The 20,239-nt window shown below is 62.2% G+C and carries 12 protein-coding genes and 4 pseudogenes; 7 read left to right on the top strand and 9 right to left on the bottom strand.

Features of this window, described 5'->3' with window-relative positions:
* Positions 1-19 precede the first annotated feature (19 nt).
* Positions 20-6,838, bottom strand: coding sequence for an Ig-like domain-containing protein (locus tag HHL25_RS22785; RefSeq protein WP_169595536.1), 6,819 nt, complete (start codon positions 6,836-6,838; stop codon positions 20-22).
* Between the two features lie 469 nt (positions 6,839-7,307).
* On the opposite strand from HHL25_RS22785, the gene HHL25_RS22780 reads away from it, so the two are divergent.
* The 3 genes from HHL25_RS22780 (at position 7,308) to HHL25_RS22770 (ending at position 10,264) form a co-directional block, all read left to right on the top strand.
* Positions 7,308-8,204, top strand: a complete 897-nt coding sequence (locus HHL25_RS22780) for a LysR family transcriptional regulator (protein WP_169595535.1) — start codon at positions 7,308-7,310, stop codon at positions 8,202-8,204.
* Positions 8,205-8,425: 221 nt separating this feature from the next.
* Positions 8,426-8,899, top strand: coding sequence for a hemerythrin domain-containing protein (locus HHL25_RS22775; RefSeq protein ID WP_169595534.1), 474 nt, complete (start codon positions 8,426-8,428; stop codon positions 8,897-8,899).
* A 162-nt stretch (positions 8,900-9,061) separates the two neighbouring features.
* Positions 9,062-10,264, top strand: coding sequence for an NnrS family protein (locus tag HHL25_RS22770; RefSeq protein ID WP_169595533.1), 1,203 nt, complete (start codon positions 9,062-9,064; stop codon positions 10,262-10,264).
* Between the two features lie 571 nt (positions 10,265-10,835).
* Here HHL25_RS22770 and HHL25_RS22765 read toward each other — a convergent pair.
* A pseudogene (locus tag HHL25_RS22765) lies at positions 10,836-12,331 on the bottom strand (aldehyde dehydrogenase).
* 64 nt (positions 12,332-12,395) lie between these two features.
* Positions 12,396-12,524 (bottom strand): annotated as a pseudogene (locus HHL25_RS22760) (alcohol dehydrogenase); the annotation flags it as partial.
* Here HHL25_RS22760 and HHL25_RS23735 point away from each other — a divergent pair.
* Together HHL25_RS23735 and HHL25_RS22750 are read left to right on the top strand one after the other, a co-directional pair.
* Positions 12,473-12,736: pseudogene (locus HHL25_RS23735) on the top strand (SDR family oxidoreductase); the annotation flags it as partial. The pseudogenes HHL25_RS22760 and HHL25_RS23735 sit on opposite strands and share 52 nt — an antisense overlap.
* Positions 12,737-13,034: 298 nt before the next feature.
* Positions 13,035-13,376, top strand: coding sequence for a nuclear transport factor 2 family protein (locus HHL25_RS22750; protein ID WP_205927990.1), 342 nt, complete (start codon positions 13,035-13,037; stop codon positions 13,374-13,376).
* Positions 13,377-13,837: 461 nt separating this feature from the next.
* On the opposite strand, the gene HHL25_RS22745 is transcribed toward HHL25_RS22750, so the two are convergent.
* From HHL25_RS22745 to HHL25_RS22735, 3 genes are read right to left on the bottom strand one after another with little or no spacing between them, the layout of a single operon-like run.
* Positions 13,838-14,311 carry a nuclear transport factor 2 family protein gene (locus HHL25_RS22745; RefSeq protein WP_169595532.1) on the bottom strand — a complete coding sequence of 158 codons (474 nt, stop codon included), beginning with the start codon at positions 14,309-14,311 and terminating at the stop codon, positions 13,838-13,840.
* A gap of 27 nt (positions 14,312-14,338) precedes the next feature.
* Complete coding sequence (locus HHL25_RS23590) at positions 14,339-14,629, bottom strand: SDR family NAD(P)-dependent oxidoreductase (protein WP_169595531.1); 291 nt, start codon at positions 14,627-14,629, stop codon at positions 14,339-14,341.
* A 28-nt stretch (positions 14,630-14,657) separates the two neighbouring features.
* Entirely contained in the window at positions 14,658-15,665 is a 1,008-nt protein-coding gene (locus HHL25_RS22735) for a zinc-dependent alcohol dehydrogenase family protein (protein ID WP_169595530.1), read from the bottom strand.
* A 99-nt stretch (positions 15,666-15,764) separates the two neighbouring features.
* Between HHL25_RS22735 and HHL25_RS22730 the strand changes: the two genes are divergently transcribed.
* A complete protein-coding gene (locus HHL25_RS22730; RefSeq protein ID WP_169595529.1) occupies positions 15,765-16,634 on the top strand; it encodes a LysR family transcriptional regulator in 870 nt (289 codons plus the stop codon).
* Positions 16,635-16,691: 57 nt separating this feature from the next.
* Here HHL25_RS22730 and HHL25_RS22725 read toward each other — a convergent pair.
* A pseudogene (locus tag HHL25_RS22725) lies at positions 16,692-17,071 on the bottom strand (DDE-type integrase/transposase/recombinase); the annotation flags it as partial.
* Between the two features lie 150 nt (positions 17,072-17,221).
* Between HHL25_RS22725 and HHL25_RS22720 the strand changes: the two are divergent.
* Entirely contained in the window at positions 17,222-18,154 is a 933-nt protein-coding gene (locus tag HHL25_RS22720) for an ABC transporter ATP-binding protein (protein WP_169595528.1), read from the top strand.
* Positions 18,155-18,255: 101 nt separating this feature from the next.
* Here HHL25_RS22720 and HHL25_RS22715 read toward each other — a convergent pair whose 3' ends face one another.
* Complete coding sequence (locus HHL25_RS22715; protein WP_169595527.1) at positions 18,256-19,329, bottom strand: ABC transporter substrate-binding protein; 1,074 nt, start codon at positions 19,327-19,329, stop codon at positions 18,256-18,258.
* A gap of 24 nt (positions 19,330-19,353) precedes the next feature.
* Positions 19,354-20,022 (bottom strand): TetR family transcriptional regulator C-terminal domain-containing protein, encoded by a 669-nt coding sequence (locus HHL25_RS22710; protein WP_169595526.1) that lies wholly within the window; start codon positions 20,020-20,022, stop codon positions 19,354-19,356.
* Positions 20,023-20,239: the final 217 nt, after the last annotated feature.

Here is a 20,239-nt window from a genome sequence, read left to right as displayed (position 1 = left end):
GGGTGCCGCTGGTTTAAGCTCAGGACGAGAAGTGGAATTGATCGGCCGTCAGGCTGTCCTTGTCGACGCCGGTAAGCGTCAGCGTCGAGCCGTCCTGCAGCGCGAGCACGGCACCGAGGTCACTGTCGACGAGATGCTCGGAGAGCTCGACGAAGTCGTGGAACTCGGCGGCCGAGACATCGATCGTGTCGCCTGCGCCGAAGTCCATGACAGTGTCGTGGCCGAAGCCCGCCCGGAAGGCGAAGCTGTCCGCACCGGCACCGCCGATCAGTCGGTCATTGCCCTTGTCGCCGATCAGGATGTCGTTGCCGTCATCGCCGAACAGGGTGTCATTGCCCTCTCCGCCGTTGATGACATCGCTGCCCTTGCCGCCATAGGCGTAGTCGTTGCCGTCGCCGGCATCGATCACGTCTGCCCCGTCGCGTCCGAACACATAGTCCGCACCGCCATAGGCGCTGATCGCGTCATTGCCATCGGTGCCGACCAACAGGTCCGAACCCTGCTGACCGATCATGACATTGCGCGGCTCGGCGTCACCGTTGACCGTCAGCGTGAAGGTACCGGTGTCGGTGAGGTGTCCGTCGCTCGTGGTGTAGGTAAGCGAGATGGTCGCCGTTTCACCGCGAACCAGGCCGTCGAACAGATGGCCGGGGTTGAAGACGAGCTTTCCGTTGACGATCGAGAACGCGTCCCGGGCGTCTTCGGCCGACAGGCTGATGCCATTGACCCCGTCGACCGAGATCTGGGCGAGCGACAGCGTGTCGCCGTCGACGTCACGATCGTTGGCCAAGAGATCGAAGGTCTTGGTTTCGCTGCCCGAGACCGTGCCGAGGTCATCGACGGCGATCGGGGCATCGTTGGCGGCCGAGACGGCGATCTCGATCAGGTGTTCGATCGTGCCGCCATGTCCGTCGGAGACGACAACGGTGAACCGATCGGCCCCGTTGTAGTTGAGCGTCGGATTGTAGCTCCACGCACCCGTGACTGCATCCACAGTCACCGATCCATGGGCCGGGCCGGCGCCCTGCTTGACGACGAAGGAGAGGCTGTCTCCATCGGCGTCGCTGGCCCCGATGTGGCCGGTTACGGCCGTGTCCTCGGCGGTTTCCAGAACCGGCGTGGCGATGACCACCGGACCGCGGTTGACGGCGGCCTGGGCGATCTGGTTGCCCACCAGCGCGGTACCGTCGGCGAAGGAAATGACTTCGATCCCGCCGCCGGAGAGCTGGTTCTTCAGGGTGATGGTGTCGTTGCCGATGACCAGCACGATGTCGTTGCCCTGCCGATGGATGACGACGTCGCCGCGATTGATGTCGTCGAGGAACAGGCGATCCTGATCGCCCGCCTTTCCGGCCCCTTCGAAGATGACGTCCGAGCCGGAGCCCAGGATGTAGACATAGGTGTCCGAACCGTCACCCCCGGTCAGAGCGTCGTTGCCCTCGCCGCCGTCGAGCAGGTCGGCACCGTCATCGCCCTTCAGCGTGTCGTTGCCTTCATTGCCGATCAGCGTGTCGTCACCGGTGCCGCCGGATACGATGTCGTTGCCGGTCCACCCGATGACGACGTCCTTGCCGGCGCCCGCATTGATGATGTCGGCCTGATCCGTGCCCATCAGGATGTCGTCGCCTTCGGTCCCGGCATTGCCGCCATTGTTCTGGCTGCTGAGATCGTAGACGGCCACGTCGTCGAAGGTCAGACCCTGGTTGCCCCAGGAATAGAGGGCGAACGTGCCGGTCTCATGGGCATGATCCTCGATCGGATAGGCGAAGATCGCGTCTCCGTTGAGATAGGCCTGGATCTTGTTGTCGATGATCTCGACGCGCAGGCTGCTGTCCATGCCGGGTTCGTAGCGGCCCGGAACCTGTGCGAGAATTTCCTCGACGCCGTTGCGCATGCGGATCAGGTTGAAGATGCTGCCTGCGCCGTTCGAAGGGTTGCGGTCATAGGTGCCATCGGCATCCAGCTCGAGCTTGTAGTAGTTCTTGGCGTCCTGGTAGTGGAACAGGAAGCCGAGACCGTCGTTGTCGGGCGTGTTGAACTTGGCCTCGATCGCATAGCTGTCCCATGCCTTCGCGGCCGGGTCGTTGTAGAGCGCGTAGGTGCCGAGACGCAGGACATTGACGCCGTCACCCAGCGGGCTCCAGCCTTCCTTCCAGACGTCCGCATCGTCGGCGCTCGTCCAGGTCAGTTCGCGGCTCTTGAGGTCGGTAGTCTGGATCAGGCGGCCGTCTTCGGTGATGTGCCATTCGGAGGACTTTCCGTCGGCACCGATGCCGCCGAGTTCGCCTTCGTCGACAATCGTCCATTTCGACAGGTCGCCGGAGAAGTCGTCGGCCGTCAGCACCCGATCCTTGGCGATGACCTCGACGTCGACCCGGTCGGTCGCCGTCCGGCCGGCGCTGTCGGTCACCGTCAGCAGGAGCTTGTGGACGCCGGTCGAAAGCTCGACATCGGCGGTCTTGCCCTCGGCAACGACCGTGCCGTTGAGATCGGTCCAGACATAGCGGACGATATCGTGCTGGCCGAAGCTGCTGCCGGCGTCGAGTTCGACGGTCGCGTGCCCGTCCGCATCGAAGTCTGCGATGCGGCTGTCGCTGCCGGCATGCGCCTCGAGCGTCGCCTTCGTCACCAGGACGTCATCGAAGATCGAGCTGCGCTGTTCGCTGGAATAGAGCCCGATGGTGCCATGCGTCAGCGGATCGGCATCGACGACGGGGCCGTGGAAGACGCTCTCGCCATCCAGGAACACCGTGATTTCGTTACCGACGACAACCACCTTGACGGCGAGTTCGTCGTTGAACCGGTAGCCGGCCTTCGTCGAGGCAAGAACCGTCTCCACGCCGTCCTTGACACGCACCAGTTCTCGGCGGTTCGTTTCGCCGTTCATGCTGAAGCGGTAGTAGTTCTCCGCGTCCTGGTGATAGAACACCACGCCGATAGCGTCGTTGTCCGTGGACTGAAGCGCGACTTCATAGACATAGTTCGACCAGGTGCCGGAATTGTTCCCGGCCCAGACCAGCACGTTGCCGCTGGCATCGCTCATGTCGTAGACGGCACCTTCCGGAGCCTCGTCGACGGTACCGCTGGTCTCGCCCTGGGCGAAGACCGTTCCCTTGACCATGAAGGCGCCGGTGGCGGCGGTATCCGAGAGGCTGATGCTGCCGGCGCCGAAAGTGGGGTTCAGGTTGCCGGAGAAGTCGAACTGCGACGAGTAAGGCGTCGGCTGCTGCGCGAGGATGCCGCCTTCCTTCGCCTGTCCGAGTGCGCCGATTTCCGCGTCCGAGAAGACCTTGTCGCTGATCATCACGCTGGAGGTGAAGATCTGCGCGTTCTCGCCGTCCTCGTCGCCGAACAGCAGCGCGCCGCTGTGCACGTCGATGGTGAAGCGGGCGGCATCGACCGTCTGGGTTCCGACCTTGACGCCGTTGATGAACTTGGCCAGCTGCATGTTGCCGCCGCCCAGATCGGTGACCACGAAGGCCAGCCGCTGCCAGGCGTCGAAGTGGAACTCACCCTCGTAGGTACCCGAGATACCGATGCCGCCGGTCGTCTCGCCGGTCTTCTTGATGAAGAGTTCGCCATCGCTCTTGTTGGTGACGTCGGTCTGGAACAGGCCGATGAACTGGTTGGCCCCTTCGCTCGGGACGTAGATGTCCATCATCAGGGTGTAGTTGGTGACCGTGGTGCCCGAGGGCGCGCCCGGAAGCGGGGCGAGGAACAGCCGTTCGGCATTCTTCAGCGCCGGGACCGACGCGACGCCCTGGTCACTGCCGAGAGCCGGGATGTTGAAGTCGGCCGGCGTTCCGAAGGTGATGGCGATGTCTTCCTGCGGACCGGTGCTCCAGCCGTCGATGTTGCCATCGTTGAAGTCGTCGTGAAGCAGGGTATCGTCACCCTTGACCACCACGAGCACCTTGTCGGTGGTGCTGATGCCGGCGCCGTCGGTGACGGTGAGCGTCAGCATGTGTTTGCCTTCGCCGAGCTGCACCGAAGGTGCGGCACCGGTTGCCACGACGTCGCCGTGTTCGTCTGTCCAGCTGTAGGTCAGGGCTTCGCTCTTCGGGTTGAGCGAATGCGAGGCGTCCAGCTGGACATTCGCGGTCATCGACCCGTCATTGGCTTCGGCGACGATGTCGTTGCCGGCCTTTGCCATGGCAAAGAGGTCGGGGGCGCTGACGTCCACATCCGTGAAGGTTTCCTGGTGACCGCGATATTCCCCGGTCAGGCCGTCACGGTCGAGCTCGGGCTTGACGCGATAGCCGTCGAGATAGTCGTCGAACTCGGTGAAATAGGTTTCCGTCGAGATCGTGTTGTTTTCCGGATCGATGACCACCAGGCGGATCGCACCATTGCCACCACGACCACCGAGTGAGGGGTCGCCGTTGCCGGTGATTTCGCGGGCCACGCCGTTCTGGTAGTTGACCAGGAATTCGTAGACCGGCGTGCCGTACTGGGTGTAGCTCACATCGGTTTCCGCGCCGTCGCCGAAGATGTGGCCCGAGAATGTCATCGAGATGTTCGGGTATTTGGCGATCAGCTCGCGGTAGATCGTCTCGCCGTCATTGGCGCCTTCCGGATCGCGGCCGATGCCGTAGTCATAGCCGGCGCCTTCGTCGTAGAGCGGCGCTTCGGTGGGATCCTGGCGGCCGGCAAAGCTCGTCAGCGAGTGGCTGTTGATGATGACGCGGTGGTCGAGGTGATCCTCGATCACATCGCTCGCCCAGCGCAGCACGTCGTCGCGCGGGCCGAATTCCATCGACAGGACCAGCCACTTGGTGCCGTCCGGAGCCGTGAAGGTCGAATAGCTGTTGCGGGCGCTTTCAGGTTCGCGGTCGTAAACGTCGCCGAACGTGTCGCCGTTGACGGCTTCCTGCTTGTCAGGGGAGAACAGGTTATCGAGATAGACCGAGGAATGGTCGGCCGCCGAACCGCCGCTCGCCTGGTCATGGTTGCCCGGCAGCAGCGAGTAGGGGATCTTGCCGTCGAGCTTGCGCAGCGCCTCTTCGGCGACAGCCCACTGGGCGGCGGTGTTGTTGTTGGTGATGTCGCCGACATGGATCATGAACTGGATGTTCAGGGCATCCTTGTTGTCGACCAGCCACTGAGTCATGTCGCCAAAAATGTGATTGAGCTGACCGGTGGCGGTATAGTTCTGGGTGTCGGGGAAGACGGCGATCGTATAGGCGTTTTCACCGGCGACGCGAGCGCGGAACACGTCGCTGACGGAGGCACCGGATTCATCGGTTGCCGTGATGCGGACATCGGAAAAGCCGAGTTCGCCGAAATCGAGCACCAGCTTGCCGTCGGCCGTGATCGTCGGATTGATGACGGTGCTCTCGCCCACTTCGACCTTGTAGGTCAGGTTGTCGCCGGAGAAGATCGTCGACAGGTCGATCACCTGGTTTTCCGCGTCCACCGTGACCATCATGTCCTGGATCTGCCCGATGCGGGTCACGCCCTGGGTCGGCTCTTCGTCCGGCGGCGTGACGGTAGTCAGCGTATCGGTCATCGTCGCGTTTCCGAAGGTCGGTGCGAGCGTGCCTTCGTCGAAATCGAATTGCGAGGCATTGCCGGTGGCCGGGGCCTGGCTCAGGATGCCATTCGGGTCGGTAGCACCAAGCGCTGCAATGTCCTGGTCGCTCATCACCTCGTCGGTGAACAGGAAGCTGTTGAGGTGGCCGGCGGCACTTTCACCATCCTCGTCGGCGAAGATAAGGAAGCCGTCCTTGGAGATGGTGTAGCGGTCGCTGTTGACCGACTGTTCGCCGACCAGCGCGCCATCGATGTATTTCTTCATCGTGGAGGTGCCGTCGCCGTTTTCGTCGATGGTCACCGCGATACGGTGCCAGGCGTCGAGAGCCGCGCTGCCGCTATAGGTGCTGCTGATGCCGAGGCCGAACGATGCGCCAACGTCGTCGGACCGCATGAAGAGGTCTGCGTCGCTCGCGTTCTGGACGTCCGTCTGGAACAGCGCGTTGTAGCCGCCCATGTCGTTGTGGCTGACGAAAAGGTCGAACACCAGGGTATAGTTCTTCACCGCGGCGTCGACACCCGTGTCGACCAGGAAGCCGCCCTTGCCATTGACCGACGCGGGAACCGCCAGCAGGCCGGAGTCGTTCGGATCGGTCGGCGCCGGGACGGCGGCATCCGCAGTGGTCGCAACCGGTGCCGCAACATTCTGTAGAGCCAACGTGCCTTCGCCGAAGGTCGGCGACAGCTGACCGTTGGTGAAGTCGAACTGCACGGCATTGCCGGTCTGCGGCGGCGCCGTCAGAATGCCACCGGTCTTGGTGCCACCGAGGGTCGCGATATCGTCGGCGCCGAGGACCCGGTCCGTATAGAGAAAGCTGGTGAGATGACCGGCGGAGACATCTCCGTCATTGTCGCTCATGATCAGGAAACCGGTCTCGGGATGAAGCGTGAAGCGGGCGGTCGGCACGACCTGGCTTCCGACCTTAACGCCGTCGATATACTTCGTCAGGGTCGAGTCGGTCTGACCGGCCTCGACCACGAAGGCGACGCGGTGCCAGGCATCAAGAGTGGCTGCGCCGTGGTAGGTTTGGCTGATCCCGATCCCGTAGCTGCCGCCGTTGACGTCACCGAAAAGGTCGGCGTCGCTGGCATTCGTCGTGTCGACCTGCAGGAAGGAGATCCAGCTGCCGACCCCCTGCGAGGGGAAGAGCACGTCGAAGACGAGGCTGAAGGAGGTGACGCCGTCGCCGGCGGCCTTCACCAGAAGCCCCTGGCTTTGCGTGGTCTTCGGGAAGCTGAGGAGCCAGTCGGTGATGGGCGCAGCCAGGGGCGCTCCCAGTTCAGATGCCTTGATGAAATTTGTCACGGTGGTCTTCCCCAAAATCCGGTGATGAAAATCATGCGGGAGCGCGCCGGCGCCGAAGTCCGGCGGTTCCCAAGGGTTGTGTCTTTGCCTTGGACGCGCAGACTTTCTCCCTCCGAATGCCGATCAGGCATCCGCAGGTGACAGTGTCACGCGGTCAAGACTCTCGTTTAAGTGTTGCGTTGCAGATGAAACCATCGCCCGCCGGGGAACCAATAGGGGGCGTTTGTGTCAGTTTCTTAAAAAGGTCTTAACGCCGCCGCGCCAGATCTATTCAAAAAACCGATATTTACCATCGGTCCGGAAAATGGCCGATCGCGCCGTGCCGGTCGCCCGCGACCGTCAAACTGTCATGACCCTATGACAGTAGAGGGTGACGACGGACGTCGATCGCACCGGGTTGCTCATATCCATTGAAGGCATGAGCGGACGGGTGGCGACGGCGATGTCGCGGCACCGCAGGACAGTCAGAATGTCGATCAAACAGCTTCGCGCCTTCCACTATGTCGCCCTGGCCGGCGGCTTTTCCCAGGCGGCCAGGGAACTGGCCACCAGCCAGTCGACCCTGTCGGTCCAGGTCGGGCAACTCGAAGCGAGTTCCGGCTTCAGTCTCCTCGAACGCAAGCCGCGGGGCGCCACCGTAACGCCCCATGGGCAGGCCCTGTTCGAGCTGACCACCCGTCTTTTCGCAGCCGAGGCCGAGGTTCGAGAGTTCCTGGGAAACGAGGCGGGGCGGGCCGGAGGCCATCTGCGTGTCGCGGCCGACGGCCCCTTCTTGCCGCTGCCCATCCTGTCAAGCCTGAAGAATGCAAGGCCGGGTTTGCGGGTGGGCCTCGCCATCGACAATTCCGACAAGGTCATCGACGCGCTGCTGAGCTATCGGGCGGATGTCGGCATTACCGCGCGCTATCCGGAAGATCCCAGAATCCACGCCCATCATTTCTTGACCATGAAACTCGGCCTCTGCGTCCCGGTCGGCCATGAACTGGCCGCTCGAGGCTCGATACACATGGAGGAGCTGACGGGGCTGACCTTCGTCATGCGGGAAAGGGGGTCGCTGACTCGGGAGGTCTTCGAAAGGAACATTGCCGATCATCAAATCTCGCTCGGCTCCGTCATGGAAGTCTCGACGCGCGAGGGCATCCGCGAAGCCGTTTCGGCAGGTTTTGGAATAAGTGTCGTTGCAGATCGCGAAATCGGCCACGACAGTCGGCTGGCCTTCATCCCGATCGCCGACGCCACCCATGCCGTGCGCGAATATGCCGTCTGCCTCGCCGAACGCCAGCACCTGCCGCTGGTCCGCGATTTTTTCTCCCACGTGTCGATCTGGGCCCAGAATTCGGCCACGCCCGACGATCCGGCAGGATAGGCAGGATCTCGGATCACCCTTGCCCTTCAGGAGCCGCTTCTGATGATCGGCCCTGCAACGCAGCGCGACCCGTGCCCGTCGCGCCATTCCTTGCGTCATGACAAAGAAGATCGGCGTGACATGACCGATAGTGCGATTGCAGTCGCAAGTATGCCGCGCGGGGAAACGGCCGATCGCTTGGCGGCAGTCAAGACTCCCACATGCTCCGAGGAGAAACGAAGATGTCCTTGACCACTGATCTCGATGCTGCGGGGCTGGTCGCACTCGAGCGCAATCATGCCGGGCTACTTGGCCTATGCCTTACGCTCGAGGAAATTGCCGATTCCATTCCCTTCGACGTCGACAGCGCCACGTGCCGCGCGGTCACAGAAGCCCTCGGCCCGCTACTGGGCGAGGCCCATAGGCTCGAGGAGGAGATCCTCTTTCCGGACTTCGACAAGAACGCCGGATCGTGCTTTGCCGCCATGATGATCGAACGGCTTAAGGCCGAGCATCGTTGCGACGGACTGGCCTGCGAGGAGATGGTGAGGACGTTGGGGGCCTTGGTCGAGGGACGCTGCGCGTTGCCGCCGGAGACGGTTCGCTACATGCTGCAGGGCTTCCTCGAAGGCCTGCGCCGACACGTATCATCCGAGCGCCTGATGATGGAGACACTTCTCGCGGCCAAGGCGGAGGGACGCGAAGTCTTCGCCTGAGCCGGACGCCACGGACCGCAGTCTGTCCTGGCGCAAAGAAGACCGGCAGACGGCGCGCTGTTACATGACAAGATCAACACGGCCTTGCCGCGATACGTTGGCTTTTTCGCTGGCCCTCTGGCTCTGGTCGAGCGCAACCCTTTCCTCCAAAAGCTGCTGAGAATGTCCCACCCTGTCGAAAAACGCACCCCCTCGCTGATCGCCCACATCTTCTCAGGCGGTTTTCGCCCCTTCTTCCTTGCCGGGGCCCTGCATGCCGCCCTGATGATCGCCTTGTGGGTACCGTGGTTTCTCGGTTTCATCCACGTGCCTTCGGCACTCTCGCCGCTCGTCTGGCACCAGCATGAACTTCTGTTCGGATTCGTCCCCGCCGTGATCGCCGGCTTCCTGCTCACCGCCGTACCGAACTGGACAGGCCGCAAGGCGTTTTCCGGTCAGCCGCTTGCCCTCCTCTTCGGGCTCTGGCTCGCCGGCCGTCTTGCGATCGCCAGCTCCGAGCAGATCGGCCTTGGGATCGCCATGTTGCTGGCCGGCGCCTTCCTTCCGGTCCTTGGAGGGCTGATCCTGAGGGAGCTCATTGCCGCCCGCAACAGACGCAACTACAAGGTCGTGGCCGTCATAGGCGTGCTGTTTGCCGCGCAACTGACCTTCTTCTGGGAATTCGACCGCTACGGCCACATCGACCTTGCCAACCGGATCGCCATCGCCACCATCATTTTCCTGATATCGCTCATCGGCGGCCGGATCATACCGAGCTTTACCGGCAATTGGCTGCGCCAGAACAATCAAGGAGCCATCCCCCCAGCCTTCAATCGCTTCGATCTGGGGACCATGGTGCTTTGCGGCGTCGCTCTTGCCGCGTGGCCGATCGCCAGCAACACGATCGCAATCGTCCCTTTCGCCGGAATTCTGCTGATCATCGCCGCGATCGCCCAGTTTGTTCGACAGCTCCGCTGGAAGCCGGAGAGGACGCTGGCCGAACCGCTGGTGACGATCCTGCACGTTGCCTTTTTCTTCGTTCCGCTCGGTTTCCTGCTGAACGGCGCTGCGCTGTTCCTTGATGATGCGAGCCTTGGCACCGCCGGCGTGCATGCCTGGACCTCCGGCGCGATAGGCATCATGACGCTTGCGGTCATGACCCGGGCAACACGCGGCCATTCGGGTCAGGCGTTGCGTTCGCCAGCGTCGACCACATTCGGAATCTATGTCCCGATCGTGCTTGCGGCCATCCTTCGTATCGCCGCAGCACTGGCACCAGAACACACGATGATCCTGCTGTCGCTTGCCGGGCTCCTCTGGATCACGGCCTTCCTGGGCTTCGTAGGCTTCTATGGTCCGCTTGTCTTGCGCAGGAAAGTTGGGTGAGCCCGGCCATCTGGCGCCAGGTACGGCAAGCATCAAGACCAGGCTGCGCCATCGTGCTATCGGGGGCGCAATCTGGATGGCGCCGCTCACGCCTTGTGACAATGGCGCGGGCCTGCTGCCGATGAAACGATTGCCCGCGTTTGGCCAGCGCGAGGCGCTGCGAGCTTCCCGCGATCGGCCGGATGACATGTCCGCAACGACACCGCCGCGCCCTCGTCGGCGAAGTTGCGCCATGCGCATCCCGAGACTCAAAGATTTCCCCGGTGGCGGGAGCTCTGGCCGCCGACCGGGGCGCGATGCCTTTGTGCCTACCGTTAAATCCGGGTCGTCTTCAGAAGCCGCGCATTGCCGATGACCCCGAGTCTCCTGGACCGCCTCGGATGATCCTGGCGTGCCAGAGAGAATGCTGACTGACCCCGGGGCCGCTGCGAATCTTCGCAAGCAGACGGCCACTCTCGGTGGACTGACACCCCGCAATACCTTCGAAATCGTCGCTTAGACTGGCTTGACCCATGAAGGCCTCCGACCTCCGATTGGGAAAGAGGCGTCTACGGAATTCGGGGATATTCAGTCACCGCATGACAAATGGGTTCGGCACATCCTTGTTGAAAGCCAGCCAGACACTCTTGGTTTCGAGGAAGTCGTAGATCGCATCCTGGCCGCTTTCGCGACCAACGCCGGAATTCTTGAAGCCGCCGAACGGCATCATGTATGAGACCGCGCGATAGGTGTTGGTCCACACCGTACCGGCGCGCAACCGTCTGGCAGCGGTAAACGCGCGGCCCATGTCGGAGGTCCAGACGCCGGCGGCAAGACCATAGGGCGTGTCGTTGCGATATGATAGGCTTCGTCCTCATCGCTGAACTTGATGACCGAGAGCACCGGACCGAACACCTCTTCCTGAGCGATGCGCATCTCGTTTCGCACGCCAGAAAGCACGGTCGGTTCGATGAACCATCCATCTCCGCATTCGGGTCGGTCGGCCGGCCTGCCGCCCATCGCAACCGTTGCGCCGTCGGATTTCGCCCTGTCGATCATCGACAGGACGCGCTGGAACTGTGGCTGGGTCGTGACGGGGCCGACCTGTGTGGTCATTTCCATCGGATCACCCATTCTTGCCGTGCCGGCAAGCTCGAGGAACTTCTCCAGAAACTCGTCGTGGATCGTTTCATGCACGAGCAGCCTCGACCCCGCGATGCAAGTCTGGCCCGTCGCGGCAAAAATGCCCGAGACCACGCCTTTGACGGCATTGTCCAGATTGGCGTCGGGGAAGACGAGCTGGGCCGATTTGCCGCCAAGTTCCAGAGTCAGTCGCTTGAAATTGCCGGTCGCCTGCTGCGCGATGCGCCGGCCGGAGATCTCACCGCCGGTAAAGGCGATCTTGTCGACGCCGTTATGGGTCGAGATGGCCTCACCGACGTCCTGCCCGAAACCGGTAATGACATTGACGACACCCTTCGGAAATCCGGCCTCCTCGAGCAATCGCATGAGTTCCAGCGTGGAAGCGGAGGTAAATTCGGACGGCTTGATGACCATGGTGCAGCCGGCCGCCAGCGCTGGCGCCATCTTCCAGGTGAGCAACAGAAGCGGTGAATTCCAGGGCGTGATTGCAGCCACGACGCCAACCGGCTCGTGACGGGTGTAGGTGAACATGTCCGGCTTGTCAATCGGAGGAACGCCGCCCTCGACCTTGTCCGCCATGCCGGCGAAATAGTAGAACCATTGCGGAATATAGCCGACCTGACCGCGCATTTCCGCGATCAGTTTGCCATTGTCGCGCACTTCGATCGCCGCGAGACGATCCGCATCGCGGGCGATGAGATCACCGAGCCGCCGCAGGAGATGGCCACGCTGGGTCGCGTTGAGTTTCGACCATTCTCCCGTGTCGAAGGCGCGACGGGCAGCCGACACGGCACGGTCGACATCACGGGCATCACATTTCGGGAGCCGGGCCCAGACCTTTGCCGTGAATGGATCGTGTGACTCGAACGTGTCGCCCGATTGCGCGGCGACCCATTCGCCGTCGATGAAGCAGAGAAAGTCAGTGATGCCTTCGGGTCTGGCCATGCCGGTCACTCCGTATGTCTTGCAAAGGTAGCCGCGGCTCGAAAAAGGCCGAGGCAAGGGAAAATCAATCAAATTCGACGATCTGGCGCACCGCCGAGCCGTCGGCCAGCCGGTCGAAGCCTTCATTGATGTCATCGAGCCGAAGGCGGTGCGTCAGCAACTTGTCGACAGGCAACTTGCCGCGTCGCAACAGCCGGCGTTGCCCCCTACGCCTCCTTCAAAGGCGGGCTCGAAGTGCTGACACGCTACATGGCCAAGGAGTTCGGCGAGCGTCGCATCCGCGCCAACTCGATCGCCCCCGTACCGATCCGCACCGATCTCGGCGGAGGAATCTCCGAAGAATTCGAGGTTCTGCTCGCCGGGCAGACCGCGCTCGGTCGCATCGGCGAACCCGACGATGGCGGCTGTCGAAGTCCGACAGGCCATCGCCACGTAAAGGGTTTCTCCGCCGAAGGCGGGAAGTTCCGCTCGCCTGACAAGGGAACGGCAGTGCGCTGCGCCGCGGATGTTGGTCTTGGAGCAGGCCCCGATCCAATGATGGCCGCCGACCATGCCGAAGCCTTGGCCGCTGGTGTAAGCGAGATCCTCGGACCGGGCGCGCAGCTTCACTACGATCCCCGCATCCATGCGAGGCAAGTTCGCAAATCGGGTGGCCACCCTCTCGAATTGGTCTTCAAGGGTCGGCAAAGTGGGAGATGATGCGATGACCGCCAAGACACCTCGCCAGGCGGCCGTTGCGCTGATCGCCGCCACGAACGCCTTCGATGTCGATTCGGCCCTGACCCTGGTCACGCCTGATGCCGTGATTGACGACCCATCGACAGGTCACCGTTTCCTGGGACATGCCGGTGTTCGTGAGTATGTCGAGCGATATTTCATTGGCTGCCACACCGTGAGCAAGATATTGGGCCTCAGGGTTGTCAGCGGCGAGTGTCTGCGCATGCGTGTCGATTTCACCGGGGATTTCGGCCACGAAGTCGGTCTGCTCAAGCTTGCATTTGGCGGGGACGGCCGCATCGTGCAGATGGATGCCGATCTTGAATAGATCCCCTGAAAAGTCCGCGGGACATGTGGCACGGAAGGTCGCCATTGCTTGGCTGAGGTGAGCGAAACCGTCAAAGCCCGTACCGTCGAATGGCCCGACGCACGTTCCCGTCAACGGTGAGCGATGAGGACAAATCACATACCGCCTGAAGACACACGCCCCAGACATCCCGTCAGCAATGGAAATACCCCTCGGCGCTGGGTTCCCCAGGCAGCGCCCTTGGAGCTTGAACGGTCGAGAGCATGGACGCTGATGCGCTCGGATGCGTCGCCCCGCAGTCATGTCTTCGTTACCCATTTCTTTGCCGTCACCGACTGGCCGAAGATGCGTTCGCAGCGGCGAACGGCCGCTACGCCATCTTGTATCTCAGGAACGTGTCTCCCGCGCAACGGCGGCAGGAGGACACCGGTTCCCACCGGCAACGTCCGGCCTTCGGACGAAGAGAGCGCCGGCGTCGACGTCTAGAAGGCCATCGGCAGGTCATGCACGATGACATGATGTGCGATGCGCCACGATCCATCCACCCTGCCCAGCACCGGACGATAATAGCCGGATTCGACGGGGGTGATCGAGCCTTGAGCGCCGTTGACACCTGCGGGCCAGCCAGCGTCAGGCAAGCGGTGTCCGACGGTGTTGTAGACGATAAACTGCGCATCGATGCTCGCGTCATCCCCGTTGATCGTGACTATATGGTCGAAGGTCGTGTGATGGCTCCAGCCGCGGGCCGGATGCGGCGCCATCATGTTTCGGACAGCGCCGCCGATGGTCTCGGCGCCAGCGAGCTCCCCCAGTTTCGTCAGCGCTCCACCGATGCCATGGAATATCTCGACCACCGCGTCGGGCAGGAACAGCGCGGCCATGGCCACGGGGTCACGGTGGTCCGCAGCGCGCACATAGCGGGAAAGCACTTCGATAACGTCCGATCTGTCTGACATGGTCAAATCCGTTGGGTTGGGCCGGCCTCAATGGCCTAGGCAATCTGCGGGGATAGGCTCGCCTGCAGTTAAGGACTGCAAGGAGTTCGGTCCTTTATGACGGAGTATCCGTTCGGCGCGTTCAACTATGGCTGCCGCTTGCCTTGGGTCATTCACATCAAGCGGCAGAATGAGGAGATTGCGGGCGGTACCGAGGCGGCTCGTGACGGTGCCGGGCTTGCGGGCGGTTGCAACGACGCAATCGCCCCTCGCCAAGGCCTTTTCCGCAATCCTTGCACCAAAGCCGCGTGACGCGCCGGTGATGAACCAGGTCTTCATGTTATGCCTCTTCAAAATGTCGTCGCGCTTACGACGCGATGATGGAAACGACGATCTTTCCTTGCGCGCTCCGATCCGACATCGCGGCAAAGGCCTCTTCCACCGTCTCGAGGGAGAAGATGCGCCGATCGATACGGGGCGCGAGTTGACCGGCCTCGACCATTGCCGCGGCGGATTTCAGGATCTGGCCATGGTGGGCGCGGCCGAGGCCGTCGAGAAGCGGCGCCAGCGTAAAGACGCCCGAGTAGGTTCCCGCCTTGAAGGAAAGTGGCGCCAGCGCATGGGTTCCCCAACCGAGGCAGCTGACCACATGGCCGAACCGCTTCACGGCTTTGAAGGATGCATCGAGGACAGCGCCGCCGCCGGTATCGTAGACGAAATCGAAACCGGCGCCGCCGGCATGGCGTGCCACGTAGTCCTCGACCGTCTCGCTCGCATAATCGATCGGCGTTGCGCCAAGCGAACGGATGAAATCGGCCTTGGCCGCGCCATCGACGGCAAAGACTGTGGCACCCAGCGAAACGCCGATCTGCACGACGACGTGACCCACGCCACCGGCGCCACCCTGAACCAACAGCGTCTGGCCGGTGCGCACCTTTGCCCTGTCGACCAGCCCTTCCCAGGCAGTGATGGTGATCAGCGGCAGGGCCGCCGCCTCGCGCATGGTGAGGTTGGCGGGTTTGATGGCAAGTAGTTGTGCATCGACGGCCACATATTCGGCCAGCGTGCCCTGGAGCCCCCCGACACCGCCGACCATGCCATAGACCTCGTCGCCGGGACGAAACGTGGTGACGTCGGGTGCAACCTCCTCCACCACGCCGGCAAGATCGAGACCGAGGATCGCCGGAAGGGGATGGCGCGCATGGGCGGCAGCACCTGCCCTGATCTTCGCGTCCAGCGGATTGATACCACTGGCGTGGATGCGGACCAGAACTTCGCCGGACCTGACGCTCGGGCGGGCGGTTTCCGTCATGCGGAAGGGGCCGTTACTGATTTCGACGACTGCCGCCTTCATGGTCTTTGTCGGATGGGTCATGTCTCTCTCCTCTTGATGACCTGACTATCCGACAAACTCCCCTTGCATGGCGATGAAAACTACCGCACGATTTCCATACATAAATGCATGGATATAGTTATGCCTGATCTTGAGTGGAGCGATCTCCCCATCTTCCTTGCCATTGCCCGGGAGGGGAGCCTCGGAAAGGCCGCGCGACGCCTTAAGCAGACCCAACCCACCATGGGCCGTCGGCTCAGGGCGCTCGAGCAAGCCGCCGGTACAGCGCTCTTCCAACGGACACGCGACGGCTTCGTGCTGACCGACGAGGGTGAAGCAATGTATACCCATGCGATCCGCATGGAGGAAGAAGCCCATTCCATCCAGCGCGAACTGGCCGGTAGCGCGGCTGGGCTCGATGGGCTCTTGCGTCTGTCCTGCTCCGACTGGTTCGGTACGACCGTGCTCGCCCCGGTGCTGGCGGAGTTCAGCCGGATCCAACCGAACGTGACAGTGGAACTGCTGACCGATCCCCGCCTCTACAGCCTATCGCGGCGGGAGGCCGATCTCGTGATGCGGATCACGCCCTTCGAGGAGCCGGAGGTGATCGCACGGAAGCTCGTGACCATCCCTTACGGACTCTATGCCAGCCCGGATCATGCATCCCCTGTGATGGGAGACGGCGACGGGTGTCCTTTGGTCCTGATGGATACAGCCTTTGGCGGCATGCCGGACGTCAGCTGGGTGACGCAGGCTCTTCCGAGGGCAAAGGTGGTGTGCCGCAGCAACAATCGCGAGGTCCAGGCGAGGCTGTGCGCGCTCGGTGCAGGGCTCGCCGTGCTGCCGAGGCCGCTTGGCGATGCCACGGCAGGTATTCGGTTGGTCGATCTCGGCACAAGTCCACCGTCCCGCGACACCTGGATAGGCTATCACCGGGACCTCAAGCGCCTGCCGCGTCTGCGCGCTCTGCTCGATCTTGTCCTGGAACGGATCAAGCAGCCTCCTCACTGACGAACGAAGGCAAAGGCATGAATATCCCCGAGTTTCGTGGACACCCTCGGGTTAGATTTACTGCTGCTTCTCGAACTCGACGGTCGAAAGCATCCCGTTTCCGGCGCGCTTGCGTTCCGGGTTGTGGGCCATCTCTATGCAATCGAACACGTCTTGCCGTGCTCCATCGCGTGAGCGGTAGACTTTCCGGCGTATGCGCGGTCGCTTGAGAAGATTGAGGAAGCTCTCTGCGACAGCATTGTCATGGCAAGTTCCTCGCGTCTCATCGAGTGAGCCAGATTGTGCTGCTCGAGAAAGGCATTCCACTCCATGCCGGTGAACTGTTTGCCTTGGTCCGAGTGGATCGGCACCTCGTTCTTCGGTTTGCGCCGGCAAACCGCCATAAGCAGAGCCTGCAGCATGACGTCTGTGGTTTGACGGCTCTGCATTGAACAGCCTGTTGACTGCAGACGCGCCACAGGCCCGTGCCGATGGCTTGGACGGGGGGTTCAGACGTGTTGTTGGTTGTGGGTGGCAGGATTTAAGGCTGCATATTCCGTCCGGTGAGATCGACACGGAGGATAAACGCAAAAAGCTCCTCCACCGCTATGGTGAGGAGCTTGAACGCAAATATTTCGAATGGGAGACTTTACAGGGATCGTTGGTTGCGGGGGCCTGAACGCACAGAGACTTGTACAACACCTCTATGCAACGGCAAACCGGACGTTCTGCGGTCGCCCCTCGGCCGCTGCCTGACCCGTCTCTACGAAATCACCGCGGGCGAGCTCACCTTCGATGGCCAGGAGATCGGCCAAGCCGATACGAAAGCTCTCAAACCCGTCCGCCGCAAGATGCAGATGATTTTCCAGGACCCATTCGCCTCGCTCGATCCGAAAAGGCGGATGCGCGACATGCTGGCGGAAGTGCTGACCGTCCACCGCATTCGCGAGGGTGCGGCGATCGGCAAACGGCTCGACGAGTTGATGGAATTGGTCGGCCTCCTCCGCGAATATCTCGCCCGCTATCCACACGAATTCTCCGGCGGCCAGCGCCAGCGCATCGGCATCGCCCGCGCGCTGGCGGTCGAGCCGAAGTTGATTGTCGCAGACGAACCGGTTTCGGCCCTCGATGTCTCTGTCCAGGCGCAGGTGGAAAATCTCTTCGGTGAACTGCGCGACCGTCTGAACCTCACCTATGTCTTCATCGCCCACGATCTGGCCGTCGTCCGACATGCCTCGACCCGCGTCGCGGTCATGTATCTGGGTTCGATCGTCGAGTCGGGCGAGACGGAAGCGCTTTATGCCCGGCCGCATCACCCCTATACGCGGGCGCTCCTGTCGGCCATTCCCCAACCGCACAACAGGGGCAAGCGTGACCGCATCCTGCTGACGGGCGAAATCCCGAGCCCACTCTCGCCCCCACCAGGCTGCAAGTTCTCCACCCGCTGTCCTTATGCCACCGATCTCTGCCGCGAAAGCTGGCCTGCGCTGTCGCCGCTCACAGCCGGCCGTGAGGTCACCTGTCATTTTCCGCTGGGCTAAAATGAAGACGTATGGACGCTGCGTAGGGCCGGGACGCTTCCGCTTGCCTCGGTGATCCTGATCTGCGAACACCAAGGGAAGATGCCGCCCCTCGCGCGCTGTTAGTAGCCGGACTTGATCTTCTCGAACTCCGCAATCATCCGCTGCCGCAGCTCGGTCGGCATCGGTGACTGGAACAGGGTATTGGCGGTGAACTTGTCGATATCGGCAAATCCCTTGTCGGCCAGCACCTTGGGATCGACACCAGCCATACCCTTGGCGTTGGAGTGGCCATATCCCCAGCTCTCGACCATGTAGGCGCTGACGCCCGGATCGGTGATGGCGTTGAGGAAGCCGTATTGCTGCTCTTCGCTGCCTGCGGCGCCCTTGAGACGAACATAGCCACAGACCCAGGTCGAAATGCCTTCCGCCGTCTCCTTGTTCATAGCGACTGGGACGCCATCTGCGGCCAGCGTCGTTGCCGTCTCGTTCCAGGCCCAGGCAAGATCGACCTCACCGCCGGCGATGGCCTGGCTGAGATCGGTATTGTCGGTCCAGTAGAGCCGGACATTCTGGTGCACGGCACGCAGGAAATCCGACGCCTGCTTGAACTGCTCGTCCGTCAACTTCGTCCAGTCCTTGACGCCAATCGCGAGGCTCGCGAGCGCATAGGCGTCATCGACATTGTCTCCGATCGACACGCGGTCCTTGAACTTGGGATCGGCAAAGGCCTTGAGCGACGTAACATCCTCCGGCTTCACGGTGTCGGTGCGATAGGTAAGAACCGTGTTTCCCCATTCGAACGGCAGGAAATAGGCCGTGCCGTCATCGGCGGTCATCAGGCCCTTCATCGCCTTGATGCCGGGCAGCACATCGTTCCAACTGGCAAGTTTTGAGGTGTCGAGCGGCTCCAGCAAGCCCGCGTCACGCCATTTCGCCACACTTTGCGAACAGGGATGGGCGAGGTCAGCCTTGAAGCCGGAGCGCAATTTCTGGAAGGCCTCTTCCTCGTCGCCGAAGAAGGAGAAATCCGGCTCGCTACCAAATTTCGCCGTATAGGAAGGATGGAAGGCGGGATCTTCATAGCCGGCCCAGTCGAATACGACGATATTGTCGGCCGCGATGGCCGGGGGGGCGACGCTGGCCAGGAAACCGGAAAGCAGGACGGACAGTCGAAATGCAGTTTTGGGCTTCATGGCCGGTCTCCTTGGTCTGGGTTGCTAGGTCGGGTTGGGCCCCGCGTGGGTCATGTGCCGCGGGAAAAATGCGACGAGGAATTCGATGGCTGACGCATGCGCGCTCTCGCGCGTCAGGCCGTCATTCATCATCAGGCGCCACCACAAACCTTCGAGTGTGGCGCACAAGGCGAGCGTCGTCGCCTGAGGCTCGAACGAATAGCCGGCTTCCGCCTTCAGTGCCGTGATGAGATCCTCGAACAGTTGCTGATATCTGGCATCCCGTGCGCCGCAGAGGGCCTGATATGTCGGCCGGGACTTTGCCTCACCCCAGAATGCACACCAGGCCGCAAGCTTTCGCCGCGTCGTCAGTTTGCGGTCGAAGTCAGCCGCAACCAGTGCCCAGAGCCTGGCTGCGGGTGACGGATCGGCTTTCTCGTAGGCCCCCATCCAGTGGCCGGCATATTCATCGGCCATGAATTGCAGCGTGGCGATCAGCAGCCGTTCCTTGCTTTCGAAATGGAAATTGACGATGCCGCGCGATAGGCCCGCCCCATCGGCGACATTGGCGAGCGTTGTTTCGGCATAGCCCCGCTTTGCCAGCGAATCGATCGTCGCCTCGATGAGCTGTTGCTGGCGGGTCTCCTTGGAGGCCTTGCGACCCTTCCTGTCACCGGGAACTCCCGCATCCGGGAGGGCGTCTGTCGACTTCATGCTCTGGGTCCAGTTCCGAACGTGTCCGTCCGCGTGCTCAAGCATCATCGCCATGCACCCGGTTCGTCAGCCCTGAGATGAGCGCGACGGCAGCCGCTCCTGTCAAGAACCTTCTGATCGACAAAACCGCAGGAGACGAGAAATGCAGCTCGCCCAAATCTTCGGCGACCGCGCTCTCCTGCCCTCTGAAACCATCGCCCATCATTGGCACCCTTTC

It is taken from the genome of Rhizobium terricola, assembly GCF_012927355.1.
GTDB classification, from domain to species: domain Bacteria; phylum Pseudomonadota; class Alphaproteobacteria; order Rhizobiales; family Rhizobiaceae; genus Allorhizobium; species Allorhizobium terricola.
This window is presented reverse-complemented; position numbering and strand designations above follow the sequence as displayed.

Coding starts and splice junctions, on each gene's coding strand:
- HHL25_RS22780 (WP_169595535.1), top strand. CDS start 7,308: ATGTCGATCAAACAGCTTCGCGCCTTCCACTATGTCGCCCTGGCCGGC.
- HHL25_RS22775 (WP_169595534.1), top strand. CDS start 8,426: ATGTCCTTGACCACTGATCTCGATGCTGCGGGGCTGGTCGCACTCGAG.
- HHL25_RS22770 (WP_169595533.1), top strand. CDS start 9,062: ATGTCCCACCCTGTCGAAAAACGCACCCCCTCGCTGATCGCCCACATC.
- HHL25_RS22750 (WP_205927990.1), top strand. CDS start 13,035: ATGACCGCCAAGACACCTCGCCAGGCGGCCGTTGCGCTGATCGCCGCC.
- HHL25_RS22745 (WP_169595532.1), bottom strand. CDS start 14,311: ATGTCAGACAGATCGGACGTTATCGAAGTGCTTTCCCGCTATGTGCGC.
- HHL25_RS23590 (WP_169595531.1), bottom strand. CDS start 14,629: ATGAAGACCTGGTTCATCACCGGCGCGTCACGCGGCTTTGGTGCAAGG.
- HHL25_RS22735 (WP_169595530.1), bottom strand. CDS start 15,665: ATGACCCATCCGACAAAGACCATGAAGGCGGCAGTCGTCGAAATCAGT.
- HHL25_RS22730 (WP_169595529.1), top strand. CDS start 15,765: ATGCCTGATCTTGAGTGGAGCGATCTCCCCATCTTCCTTGCCATTGCC.
- HHL25_RS22720 (WP_169595528.1), top strand. CDS start 17,222: ATGGTGAGGAGCTTGAACGCAAATATTTCGAATGGGAGACTTTACAGG.
- HHL25_RS22715 (WP_169595527.1), bottom strand. CDS start 19,329: ATGAAGCCCAAAACTGCATTTCGACTGTCCGTCCTGCTTTCCGGTTTC.
- HHL25_RS22710 (WP_169595526.1), bottom strand. CDS start 20,022: ATGAAGTCGACAGACGCCCTCCCGGATGCGGGAGTTCCCGGTGACAGG.